This window comes from Sinorhizobium medicae (genome assembly GCF_007827695.1).
GTDB lineage: Bacteria > Pseudomonadota > Alphaproteobacteria > Rhizobiales > Rhizobiaceae > Sinorhizobium > Sinorhizobium medicae.
Genome location: NZ_VITA01000001.1, coordinates 624423 through 636788, shown reverse-complemented (window position 1 = coordinate 636788; position 12366 = coordinate 624423). Strand labels below are relative to the sequence as shown.

At 61.6% G+C, this 12366-nt stretch carries 10 protein-coding genes; 8 read left to right on the top strand and 2 right to left on the bottom strand.

Annotation, left to right across the window (positions count from 1 at the left end; genetic code table 11):
- The first annotated feature begins 247 nt into the window (after nucleotides 1–247).
- The 5 genes from FB009_RS03110 (at nucleotide 248) to FB009_RS03090 (ending at nucleotide 6257) form a co-directional block, all read left to right on the top strand.
- Nucleotides 248–1747 carry an ABC transporter substrate-binding protein gene (locus FB009_RS03110; protein ID WP_145161433.1) on the top strand — a complete coding sequence of 500 codons (1500 nt, stop codon included), beginning with the start codon at nucleotides 248–250 and terminating at the stop codon, nucleotides 1745–1747.
- A gap of 132 nt (nucleotides 1748–1879) precedes the next feature.
- On the top strand, nucleotides 1880–2794 hold the full coding sequence (locus FB009_RS03105) for an ABC transporter permease (RefSeq protein ID WP_011969616.1): 915 nt from the start codon (nucleotides 1880–1882) through the stop codon (nucleotides 2792–2794).
- A gap of 13 nt (nucleotides 2795–2807) precedes the next feature.
- Entirely contained in the window at nucleotides 2808–3731 is a 924-nt protein-coding gene (locus FB009_RS03100; RefSeq protein ID WP_011969617.1) for an ABC transporter permease, read from the top strand.
- Nucleotides 3724–5367: an ABC transporter ATP-binding protein gene (locus FB009_RS03095; RefSeq protein WP_145161430.1), complete on the top strand. Its 1644-nt coding sequence runs from the start codon at nucleotides 3724–3726 to the stop codon at nucleotides 5365–5367. The genes FB009_RS03100 and FB009_RS03095 overlap by 8 nt, the downstream gene beginning before the upstream one ends.
- Nucleotides 5367–6257, top strand: coding sequence for a dihydrodipicolinate synthase family protein (locus tag FB009_RS03090; RefSeq protein ID WP_011969619.1), 891 nt, complete (start codon nucleotides 5367–5369; stop codon nucleotides 6255–6257). Before FB009_RS03095 ends, FB009_RS03090 begins: the two co-directional genes overlap by 1 nt.
- 29 nt (nucleotides 6258–6286) lie before the next feature.
- Here FB009_RS03090 and FB009_RS03085 read toward each other — a convergent pair whose 3' ends face one another.
- The gene (locus FB009_RS03085; protein WP_018210128.1) at nucleotides 6287–7534 is read right to left on the bottom strand and encodes an FAD-dependent monooxygenase; all 1248 of its coding nucleotides are present in this window, start codon (nucleotides 7532–7534) and stop codon (nucleotides 6287–6289) included.
- 263 nt (nucleotides 7535–7797) lie between these two features.
- Between FB009_RS03085 and FB009_RS03080 the strand changes: the two genes are divergently transcribed.
- The 3 genes from FB009_RS03080 to FB009_RS03070 are packed head-to-tail and all read left to right on the top strand — an operon-like array spanning nucleotide 7798 to nucleotide 11616.
- Nucleotides 7798–8814 carry an HlyD family secretion protein gene (locus tag FB009_RS03080; protein WP_018210127.1) on the top strand — a complete coding sequence of 339 codons (1017 nt, stop codon included), beginning with the start codon at nucleotides 7798–7800 and terminating at the stop codon, nucleotides 8812–8814.
- Complete coding sequence (locus FB009_RS03075) at nucleotides 8811–10472, top strand: DHA2 family efflux MFS transporter permease subunit (protein WP_011969622.1); 1662 nt, start codon at nucleotides 8811–8813, stop codon at nucleotides 10470–10472. The genes FB009_RS03080 and FB009_RS03075 overlap by 4 nt, the downstream gene beginning before the upstream one ends.
- Nucleotides 10450–11616 (top strand): adenylate/guanylate cyclase domain-containing protein, encoded by a 1167-nt coding sequence (locus FB009_RS03070; RefSeq protein WP_011969623.1) that lies wholly within the window; start codon nucleotides 10450–10452, stop codon nucleotides 11614–11616. Before FB009_RS03075 ends, FB009_RS03070 begins: the two co-directional genes overlap by 23 nt.
- Nucleotides 11617–11665: 49 nt before the next feature.
- Here FB009_RS03070 and FB009_RS03065 read toward each other — a convergent pair whose 3' ends face one another.
- The gene (locus tag FB009_RS03065) at nucleotides 11666–12343 is read right to left on the bottom strand and encodes a TetR/AcrR family transcriptional regulator (RefSeq protein WP_011969624.1); all 678 of its coding nucleotides are present in this window, start codon (nucleotides 12341–12343) and stop codon (nucleotides 11666–11668) included.
- Nucleotides 12344–12366 lie beyond the last annotated feature (23 nt).

The window sequence follows — 12366 nt, the reverse complement described above, 5'->3', positions numbered from 1 at the left end:
GCATTATAGTGTTGAAAACACTTATTTTTTTAAGACCGAAAATTTTTCGGATCGCAATGGGCGAGAAAACAATTTGACAAACTTATCAGGAAATTGGATTGTCGGGGCAATTCCAGGCGGCGGAAGGAAAAACTCCGTCCATAGACGATAGCTAGGAGGCTGACTGCTGCCGATATGCGGCCCGGAAACGGCACAGGTCGAAAATAGGCAACCGCCTGACACGAAATTCTTAGGGAGGAGAATGCAAATGAAAAGATCGCTGCTTTTGGGAGTCCTCATGCTGGGCTCCGCCCTATCCCCCGCTTTCGGGGAATCGGGACCGATCAAGATCGTCCTACCGGAAGAGGCAGATCTGCTTGAGCCTTGCATGGCCACGCGTTCCAATATCGGCCGCATCATCATGCAGAACGTCAGCGAGACGCTGACCGAGCTTGACGTTCGCGGCGGCAAGGGCCTGATGCCGCGTCTGGCGGAAAGCTGGGAGCAGAAGGAGGATGGCAGCTGGCGCTTCAACTTGCGCAAGGGCGTCAAGTTCTCCGACGGCACCGACTTCAACGCCAAAGACGTCAAGTACAGCTTCGACCGCGTGATGAGCGACAAGAACGCCTGCGAGTCGCGCCGCTACTTCGGCGGCATGAACATCAAGATCGACGTCGTCGATGACGCCACCATCGATTTCACCGTCGATCCCGTTCAGCCCATCCTGCCGCTTCTCCTGTCGTTGCTGACGATCGTACCGGAAGAGACTCCGATGGAATTCGTTCGCGAGCCTGTCGGGACCGGCCCCTACGAGCTGACTGACTGGACGCCCGGCCAGCAGATCGTGCTCACTGCCCGCGACGACTACTGGGGCGAGAAGCCGGAGGTCACCGAGGCCACCTATCTGTTCCGCTCCGATCCTGCGGTCCGCGCCGCAATGGTCCAGACGGGTGAAGCAGACCTTTCGCCCTCCATATCGCAGACCGAGGCCACGAATCCTGCCACGGATTTCTCCTATCTCGACAGTGAGACCGTTTACCTGCGCATCGATCACAATATCGAGCCGCTGAACGATGTCCGCGTGCGCCGCGCTCTGAACCTTGCTATCGACCGCGAAGCTTTCCTCGGGACGCTGGTGCCCGACAGCGCCGTTCTTGCCACCGCTATCGTTCCGCGGCCGACGCTCGGCTGGAACCCGGACGTCAAGGTCTTCCCCTATGATCCCGATCAGGCAAAGAAGCTCATCGAGGAAGCCAAGGCCGACGGCGTCAAGGTGGACACGCCGATCACCATCATCGCGCGCACGGCGAACTTCCCGAACGTGACCGAAATCATGGAGGCTATCCAGGCGCAGTTGCAGGAGGTCGGGCTTCAGGTCGAGCTCAAGTTCGTTGAGGTCGCCGAGCATGAGGTCTATTATTCAAAGCCTTTCAAGGACGGGCGCGGCCCGCAGCTCGTTGCGGCGATGCACGACAACTCGAAGGGCGATCCCTCCTTCTCGATGTTCTTCAAATACGACTCCGAAGGCACGCAGTCGGGCTTTGCCGATCCGAAGGTCGACGACCTGATCGCCCGAGCAAATGCAGCCGTCGGTGACGAACGCGCAAAGCTCTGGTCCGAGCTCATCGCCTATGTGCACGACGAGGTGGTGGCAGATGTGCTTCTGTTCCACATGGTCGGCTTCTCGCGGGTATCGGAGCGGCTGGACTTCAAGCCGACAATGGCGACGAATTCCATGCTGCAGCTCTCCGAGATCAAGATCAAATGACCTGGAGCAATCCCAGGAAAAGTGTGTAGCAGCTTTCCGTCTGCAACTGCGAAAACCGCGTAAAAGCGGCCGTTCGAACGAAGACCTTCCGGCGGCGGGATACCCGCCGCCTCATGCAAATCGAGGGCTGCCATGCTCAGATTCATCCGCCAACGCGCGCTCGCCAGCCTGATCTCGCTCATCGGCCTGATCGTCATGGTTTTCTTTCTGTCCCGGATGACCGGCGACCCGGCGGCTCTGTTTCTACCCGTCGAGGCGTCCGCCGAGATGAAGGACCAGTTCCGGGAACTGCACGGGCTCAACGATCCCATCCTCGTCCAGTTCGCCCGGTATGTGGGCGACGTTGCGACCGGCGACCTGGGTCAATCCCTGCGCAAGGCCCGCCCTGCCCTCGATGTCGTACTCGAGGCCTTCACCTGGACCCTCTGGCTCGCCATCATCACGATGACCCTTGTCACCGGTGCGGCGATCGTCGTCGGCTCGCTTGGCGCCTTCCGCTCCGGCGGCTTCTTCGACCGGTTCTCCTCGATGATATCGCTCGTCGGAGCGTCAGTACCGGATTTCTGGCTGGCGATCGTCGCCATCGTCATCTTCTCGATCAACTTCGCGATCCTCCCGACTTCCGGCACCGGATCGGTCCTGCACTGGATCCTGCCGATCGCTGTTCTCTTCGTCCGCCCCTTCGGGATCATCGTCCAGGTGGTGCGCGGCGCAATGGTCGGCGCGCTTTCCTCGGCCTATGTGAAGACGGCCCGCGCCAAGGGCGTGAAGTCCGGACCCATCATCTTCATCCACGCTCTGCGTAATGCGATGCTGCCCGTCATCACCGTGGTGGGCGATCAGGCAGCGAGCCTGCTGAACGGAGCGGTCGTTGTCGAGACCATCTTCGGCTTCCCCGGAGTGGGCAAGCTCATGATCGACTCCATCCTGCAACGGGATTTCAACGTGGTGCTTGCGGCGATCCTTGTCACGGCCATTGCCATCTTCCTCATGAACGTCCTGATCGATCTCGCCTACGCTTTGCTCGATCCGCGCATCCGGCACTGAGGAGGCAACGCAAATGACCCTCGCAACCACCGACAACGTCATCGCTGCAGAGCCGTCGCTCCTGGTCCGCATGATGCGCATGCTGCTGGCGGATAAGTTCGCGCTCTCAGCGGCTATCTTCCTTCTCGTCATCCTGGCCATCGCCATCATCGGGCCGAGCTGGCTTGGCGATCTCGCTACGAAGCAAAATCTGCGCGGCCGGAATCTGCCGCCCTTCGACTGGACCCGCACCTGGGTCTGGTGGATGGGCGCCGACGCGCTCGGCCGACCACTCTTTGCCCGCATCATCGTTGCCGCCCAGAACACTTTGATGGTCGCCGCCGGCGCCGTGATCCTTTCGTCGGTCATCGGCACCGTTTTAGGGCTCATAGCCGGCTTCTCCTCGCCGCGCACCGGCCAGATCATCATGCGTCTCGCCGACGTGATCATGTCCTTCCCCTCATTGCTGATCGCGGTGATCGTGCTTTATGTCCTGGGCTCCTCGATCCTCAACCTGATGCTGGTGCTCGCCATCACCCGTATACCGGTCTATCTTCGCACGACGCGCGCCGAAGTGCTGGAGATCCGCGAGCGCATGTTCGTGCAGGCCGCCCGCGTCATGGGCGCCTCCAGCAAGCGCATTCTCTTCCGACACATTCTGCCTGTGGTGCTGCCGACGCTGACGACGCTCGCAACCCTCGATTTCGCCTATGTCATGCTGGCGGAAAGCGCTCTGTCCTTCCTCGGCATCGGCATCCAGCCGCCGGAAATCACCTGGGGTCTGATGATCTCGCAGGGCCGGCAATATCTCACCAACGCCTGGTGGCTGTCCTTCTGGCCCGGGCTTGCCATCATTCTCACCACCATGTCGCTCAACCTGCTGTCGAACTGGATGCGGATCGCGCTCGATCCGGTACAGCGCTGGCGTCTCGAAATGAAGGGCGGCAAAAATGGCTGAACATCTGCTCGAGGTCCGTAATCTCTCGGTCGAATTTCACACCGCGGCCGGCGTGGTGCACGCCGTAAAATCGATCTCCTATCACCTCGACAAGGGAGAGAAGCTGGCCATCCTCGGCGAAAGCGGCTCCGGCAAGTCGGTATCTTCCTCGGCGATCATGAACCTCATCGACATGCCGCCGGGGCGCATCAGCGGCGGCGAAATCCTGCTCGACGGCAGGGACCTGCTGACGATGCCAGCCGAGGAGCGGCGCGAGGTCAACGGCCGCCGGGTGGCCATGATCTTCCAGGATCCGCTCAGCCACCTCAATCCAGTCTACAGCGTCGGCTGGCAGATCGCGGAAGCCATGACCACCCATGGGCTCGCCGGCAGCAAGGCACGCGAGGAAGGACTGCGGCTCCTTCGCCGCGTCGGAATTCCCGAGCCCGAGCGGGCAATGCGCAAATATCCGCACGAGTTCTCGGGTGGCCAGCGCCAGCGCGTCATGATCGCAATGGCGTTGGCGCTGCGGCCGGATCTCTTGATAGCAGACGAACCGACCACCGCACTCGACGTGACCGTGCAGGCAGAAGTTCTAAAGCTTCTGAAGGAGCTGCAGCGCGAAACAGGTATGGCGGTGCTGATCATCACGCACGATCTCGGCGTCGTGGCGGAAATCGCCGACCGGGTGGTCGTGATGGAGAAAGGCACCCTCGTCGAGGCGGGGACCGTCCGCGAGATCTACAAGAACCCGCAGCATCCCTATACGCGCAAGCTCATCGCCGCCGCCCCCGGAAAGGGCGTGATGCATGAGCCCGGCGCCCGCGCCGAGCCTCTGCTCAGCGTGCGCGACGTGCGCAAGACCTACGGCTCGTTCGAAGCACTGAAGGGCATCTCCTTCGACCTGATGCCCGGCGAGACAATGGCGGTGGTCGGGGAAAGCGGATCCGGTAAATCGACCCTGGCCCGTGCACTGCTTCGTCTCGACGAGCCGGACAGCGGCACTGCCTTGTGGAAGGGACGCGACCTTTTCGCGTTATCGCCTTCAGAGCTCTACAAGCTCCGGCGCGACCTCCAGATGGTGTTTCAGGACCCGACGCAGTCGCTCAATCCGCGCATGACGGTGTTTCAGCTGATCTCCGAAGCCTGGGTTATTCATCCGGACATTCTGCCCAAGGCAAGATGGCGCGAGCGCGTCGCGGAGCTCCTCGCGCAGGTCGGTCTTTCGGCCGAACACATGAGCCGCTATCCGCACCAGTTTTCCGGCGGCCAGCGCCAGCGCATCGCCATCGCCCGGGCGCTTGCACTCGAGCCGCAGTTGATCATCTGCGATGAAGCCGTCTCAGCGCTGGACGTCTCCGTGCAGGCGCAGGTGATCGAGCTTCTCGACAAGCTGCGGCGCGAAATGGGCATCGCCTTCATCTTCATCGCCCATGACCTTCCCGTCGTTCGTGATTTCGCCGATCACGTCATGGTCATGCAGCAGGGAGAAATCGTCGAGCTCGGCACCATCCGCGAGGTCTTCGAAACGCCGCGCCAGGCCTATACGCGTGCGCTCCTGGCGGCCAGTCTCAGTCCCGACCCCGACGCCAAAGCCGGTTGCCCTGAACCGCCGGCCGCCGACGCCGAAATTCTCATTCCGAAGCGGAGCCACTGATGTCCAAGAAAGCTTTCGTCGCACTCGTCACATGCTTCAACGAGGACGAGACGATCAATTATGCGGCAACCCGAGCGCAGGTGCGCCGGCAGGTCGCCGCCGGCAACAACATCATGTGCGCCGGCACCAATGGCGACTTCACCGCGCTCACGCACGAGGAAAAGATCCGCCTAACCGAGGAGGTGGTCGACGAGGTCGGCGGCCGCGCAGAGGTCATCGTCAATGCCGGCATGCCGGCGACCTTCGAGACCTTACAGCTCGCACGTGCCTTCGACCGGATCGGCGTCAGCGGCATTGCCGTCATTACACCCTTCTTCATCGCCTGCACGCAGGATGGCCTGATCCGGCACTTTTCGACTGTGGCCGATGCCGTAGAGACCCCCGTCTATCTCTACGACATCCCGGCGCGAACCCAGAACCATATAGAACCAGGGACGGCGCTGAAGCTTTCCGAGCACGGCAATATCGCCGGCATCAAGGATTCCGGCGGCGCGCAGGATACGCTCGCGGCCTATCTGCAGGTGGCACGCGACGTGCCGGGCTTTGAAGTCTATTCCGGCCCCGACCATCTGGTCCTCTGGTCGCTGCAGAATGGCGCCGCCGGCTGCATTTCCGGCCTCGGCAATGCCATGCCGGACGTGCTTGCCGGTATTCTGAGCGCATTCAATGCCGGCGACATCGCCGAGGCTGAACGCCAGCAGTCCATCTACACTGCCTTCCGCACCGAACTTTACGCCCTCGGCTTCCCACCCGCCCTGGTCAAGCGCGCTCTCTATCTGCAGGATTCCTCCGTCGGCGCCTCCCGGCAGCCGGCTTTGCTCCCGAACGACGAGCAGGACGCAAAGATACGAGAGATTCTGGTGCGGTTTTCCGTCCCCATGCCGCTCTAATCCGTCCTCTGGAGAGAGCCTTTCCTGGTCTAAATGGAAAGGCTTTCGTGAGACTCGGGCAGGCCGCCGTGTCTGACAGGAGCCTCTGAGACGGCACGCATCGCTCTTACGGCGCGCCGGGGAAGAAGCGGCACATTGCGCCGCAATGCGCCGGGCAACCTCGTGACGAGCGGCAGCAGTAGCATCCCCAAATAGATGCTGATTCTGGAGCTTGGAACAAGGCTCTCAAAGAGCGCGGGACCGATGACCCGGCTCTGGTGGACCAAGTCACGCGTTGCATTGTGATAGCTCTGCAATGCCCGGCGATAGTCGCCCTTGGCCTCCGCCAACTCTCGCGCAAGGGTATATGCCCCTATCACGGCCAGGCTTGTGCCGCCGCCGACTGCCGGCGCCGGGCAGTAAGCCGCATCGCCGACCAGTGCGATGCGGGCCCGGTGCCAGCTCTGCATGGTGATCTGATCGAGCGATTCGAAGTAAAAGTCCTTTGCGCCCGTCAGCCGGTCAAGCAGGTGCGCCACCTCCCACGACTCCCCGCCGAACGTCGTTTGCAGGGCTTTGATTTGTCCCTTTACGTCGTCGTGTTGAAGGCCAAGAGGCCGGGTCGGCCGAAACAGAAATATAACGGCGGCGTCGCCGCTATGACGAATCGGAAAGACAACCACGGTCTTATTCGGAACGACGTAGCGATGCACGCCTTCGCCCAGCTTATGATCGTCTGCGACCGTGTACCCGCAGACATAGCCGCCAAGATTGCGGCTGAACCGGTCTTCCTCACCGAAAGCGATATGCCTGACGTTCGAGTGCTGGCCGTCGGCGCCGATCACCAGCTCAAAGTCTCGCGAGTCGCCGCTTTCGAATGTGACGTTCACTCCGCCGGCATGCTCATCCATACCGCTGATGGAATTGCCGAACATGAAGTCGCCGCCAGCGCTCAGGCTTCGACCGAGGATCCCCACAAGTTCGCCACGCATGATCTCGATCTGTTTCGAAGCGAACTGACCCGAGATCCGGTTGAGTTCGATCTCCCGCGGACGCAGCCCCGGCGTAATCATCACACCACGATCGTTGCGTGTACGCCGCTCCTCGAGCTCGGCAAGCAGTCCCATCCATTCAAGGACGTCGAGTGCCGTGCCCCAAAGGTCGACCGCGTGGCCGCCTCTCCGAAGTCCGGTGGACTTCTCCACGATGGTCGGCCGGAAGCCGTAGCGTCCCAACCACCAGGCGAGAACCAGACCGGCGATGCCGGAACCTGAAATGAGTATGTCTTTTCCACGCATGGACCGTGCATCCTGACATAAGCGATCTCTCGTAGAACGCACTCGATCGCTTTTCGCTGCAACCTTGCCTTCAAGGCTGCACCTTGCGTCCGCTTCGAGTCCGTCGTAGGGTACGGTACCGTACCGTATCTTCCAATATCACGCAAATTCATTTGGGGCATAGCATGAAGCGAAAGATCAAAGGCGTAGCGTCCGCGGCGACCGCGCTCCTGGTGTTTGGAGTGGGGGCGTATTTTGGACGGGCATGGTGGCAAGAGTTCCGCATGCACGAACGGACGGACAACGCCTATGTCCGCGCCGACATCACCGCCATCAGTCCCAAAGTCGCCGGATACGTATCCACGGTGCTGGTCGACGATAACCAGGTCGTCGAAGCCGGCGCCATTCTTTTGCGAATAGACGACGATGACTATCTCGCTCAGCGAGATCGTGCGGCTGCGAGCGTCGCACAGGCCGAAGCAGCCGTAGGAAATCTGACACGCCGTAAGAGCCTGCAGCTCGCCAATATCCGCGAGGCCGAAGCGATGATCGATGTCGCCCGCGCGGATCTCGAGCTTTCGCGCCGGGAGCTGTCACGAGCGACGCGCCTGGTCGATCAGGGATGGACGGCGCAGCGGAACCACGATACGGCGACGGCGAAAGCACAGAGTGCTCGCGCCACGCTCGTTCGCGCCGAAGCGGCGGCAGCGGCTGCCCGGGCGCAGCTGGCAGTGCTTGATTCGGAATCTCCGCAGATCTCGGCGCGCCTCGCCGAGGCGCGCGCAAACCTCCGACTCGCGGAAATTGCCCTTTCTGAAACGGTCATCAGAGCGCCGGTGTCCGGAGTTGTCGGGAACCGAAAAGTGCGCGAGGGCGAATATGTCCGGCCCGGCAGCGTTCTTCTGTCCGTGGTTCCCCTTGACGGCATCTGGGTCGTCGCCAATCTCAAGGAGACACAGCTTGCCCGCGTCATGCCTGGCCAACGTGCCGAAATCCGCGTGGACGGTTATTCGACGACGGTGATCGAAGGACGCGTAGACAGCCTGGCACCCGCAAGCGGCGCCGCCTTCAGTCTTTTACCACCGGACAATGCGACCGGGAATTTCATCAAGGTCGTTCAGCGCGTGCCCGTCAAGATCCGGCTTGAGCCCGATCACGCTTTTCAGGGCCGGCTCGTCCCGGGTCTGTCGGTGGACGTCGCCATACACCTGGCTCCCGAGCCCGAGCGGCCACCCTCCCAAAGCAATCCGGTCGCCGCTGGCCGCCCGACTTCATCCCTAACTGCCAGGAGAGAGCCATGACCCGCTTCGCTGCGACGCGCCACTTGCGAACGGCTGAAAGGGATGAGCCAAAGGCTTCGCTTCGACCGTGGCTGGTCCTTGTCTTCCTGTCGATTGCCGCGACCATGGATGCCGTCAACAGCACGGTGCTCGTCGTCACGCGCGGTCATCTCATGGGCGGCACGCATGCGACACCGGACGAGATTGCCTGGATCAACATGACCTACCTCGCTGCCAAGCTGACCGCGCTCCCTGCATCCGCCTGGATGATGTCATGCGCCTCGCCTTCACGCTTACTGGCCGGCGCCATTGCGGCGCTCATCGCCAGCTCGCTGGGGTGTTCCGCCACGGATGATCTCGGCTGGCTCATCGGCTGGCGGGTCCTTCAGGGCGCTGCCGGTGCAACTCTGCTCGTGGTCGGGCAGACGCTGCTGTTTTCGATGTTCCCGCGGTCCCGTCAGGGGATCGTCCAAGGACTGTTCGCCTTCGCTACCATCATGGCGCCGACCACTCTCACGCCTTCACTACAGGGCTGGATCGCCGACACGCACTCCTGGTCATGGCTTTTTGCCGCAAATGTGCCCCTTGGCACCGCCGGGCTTTTCGCTGCCTTTCTTGCGGCCGATGGGCAAACTACGGTGCGCCTTGTTCGCCGGCTCGATGGGGTCGGGCTGGTGCTCTTCGCCCTATTTGCGACCGCCTTCGTCTTTGTCACGCAGGAAGGGAGCCGCTACAACTGGTTCGATGAACCGGAAATCATCGAGTATTTTGCCCTCGGTTCGGCTGCAATCCTCGCCTTTATGGCATGGCAATTCACGAAGCAGGGCCGCGACCCCCTTCTTGACTTCGTTATTTTTCGCGACGAGCATTTCACCTTCGGCTTCGTCGTCAGCTTCGTCGCGGGCTGTGCCCTGTTCGGCAGCGCCTTCGTCATCCCGGCATTCGCCACCGGCGTACTCGATTTTCCACCCGCTTATGCGGGTTTCGTCCTCTTGCCGGGTGGGCCGCTTGTCTGCGTCGGACTTCTCGCGGCAGGCGGGCTGATCGATGCAAGGGGCCTCGACCCGGCCAAGCCTATTCCCCTAGGTATCGTCTGCTTCATGGCGGCGATGTGGGCATTGTCCGGCTCGACATCGGGGAGCGGCCTGTCAGACCTTATACCGCCTATTATGCTCCGAGGCCTGGGGCTCGGCCTGCTCTTCGTCTCGCTGACGCTCCTCACGTTGCGCGACCTGGGCCCGGAGATGATCGCCCAGGGTGTGGCCCTTTTCAACCTTGGCCGTCAGATGGGTGGGCAATTCGGGATTGCTTGGCTGTCGACAATCCTTGACAATCAGAACGCCCAGAACCGGACAGTACTGTCCCAATATCTGGCGCCGGGCGAGCATGCCGTGACTGAACGGCAGGACGCTGTGGCAAATTATCTGACATCGCGTGGCTACTTCCCCGAAGAAGCCGGCACCGCAGCCACTGCGGTCATTCAGAAGGCCTTCGCCCAGCAGGTGGCGACGCTCTCTTTCAACGCGTGTTTCCTGGCAATTGCACTATTGTTTATCGCCGCGGTGCCGGTCCTGATCGCGACGAAGCTCACCCTCGGCCGTCTGGTGGGGCGGCACGGCAATCTGAAGCAAGGGCCAGCCTGCCTGGAGAACACAAATGAGCGGACAAGCGATCTCTAAGCTTATCGAATGGCTCGCCGGCGACGATTGTCATCGGGCGGATGATGGCGGCCTGGCGGAAGGTCTGGGACAACGCCTGCGCGCTCACGGGCTGCCGCTCGATCGTCTCACGCTGCATCTGAGAACTCTGCACCCTGAGATATTCGGCCGCAGTGTGGCTTGGGCGCCCTCGGAACCGGTCGAGGTCCGAGAACGAGAGCACGGCTTCGATCGTACAGCCGGCTTTGCCGGAAACCCGATTAGAAATGCAATGGAAACAGGCGAGCCGGTGATGGTCCGTATCGGTGCTTCGAACCGTCCGCTTTGGGTCGACAGCGACCTGTTCCGGGACCGCGGGCTCGTTGAATTCTATATCATGCCGCTTCGCAACGCCGACGGCACAGCAGGCGCCGCCAGCTTCGCGACGACGCAGCCCTCGGGGTTCACGGATCTGCATCGGGCAGCAATCGATCGGATTGCGCCGGCTCTGCGCAACGCATGTGAGCTTCGCACGCTCAGGAGGATCGAGCATACCCTGCTCGATACCTATATCGGCGCCAGTCCGGCTCGCCGTGTGTTGGCGGGCGGAGTTCGCCGCGGGCAAGTCGAGAAACTTGAAGCCGCACTCATGCTGTGCGACCTGCGCGGCTTCACCGAGCTTTCAAATCAGCTTTCAGCCGAGCGGGTATTGGAACTCCTGAACGGCTACTTCGATCAGGTCGTACCTGCAATCACACAAGCCGGCGGCGAGGTGATCAAATTCATGGGCGACGCGGCACTGGCCTTCTTCGACCTGCAGGATCCCGCCACCTCCTGCAATGCTGCTCTCGCAAGCGCTTTCGATGCGCTGAAGCGCTTGCAGTGCTGCTCCCCACGCGGAGTTCGGCTCCACGCAGGCATCGCTCTCCACTACGGTCAAGCAGCCTATGGCAACATCGGCGCCAGCCAGCGCCTCGATTTCACGCTGATCGGCACCGACGTCAATCTGGTCAGCCGGATACAGGGAGTCTGCAGCGCAACCGGGCACCGGCTGATCCTGTCGGAGCGCTGCGCGCGGCTTCTTCATCCTGATTGCAGCAAATCAATTGGACGCCACAGGCTCAGGGGATTTCCGGAGCATGCTACGCTCTACGTTCCAGCCTCTCATCCGGCGTCCAAAAACTAGAACGGGGGAGGAAAATATGCGCGGTCCCCCGCCGGCAAGCCGCACGCATTCATCGTGACCTCGTCAGCTCGGTCTTCCGGATGCCGTACACAAAAACGTCGACGGCATCGCGAACCGACGAGCGAGCTTCCGCAGGCGTCGGCGGATCGCAAAGCCCAAGCACGACCTTCAGGTGCAGGTCGTCGCGGATCATGCCTATGAAGTGCTCCGCCAGTTTCGCCGCGGAACGCTTTGGTATTCCCCAGTTGTCCGCCCCTTCCTCGAGGATACTTGCAAGAGCTGCACTGGCCCTGCCGGGACCGTTCTCGAAGAAAGCGCGCGCCACGCCAGGAAACCGCGCGCCTTCGCCGACGACTATACGGTAGAGCTGCAGGGCTTCCGGTGACATGACTGCGTCGAGGTAATGGCTTCCGCTCCTGTAAAGCACCGTATCGAGGTCGGCACCGGCAATGTTCGCGGCGGGGAATGGGCCCATTACCCGGCCGGTGATCTCCTTTATGACTGTCGTAAACAGCTGATCTTTCTTGCCGAAATAGCTGTAGATGGTCCGCTTCGAACCACCCGCCTTCGCGATGATCGAGTCGACGCTCGCACCGGAAAAGCCCGAACTCAGGAACACCTCCGTGGCTGCGCGCAGAAACTCTTCGCGACGGGCGTCCCGTTTCCCGGAGCGGCCTGATGCCGCTTCCTGGTCGTCCTCGTCTTCGGCAAACTCTTCTTCGGCCATCCAATTTTCCGGTTCTGTGCTGC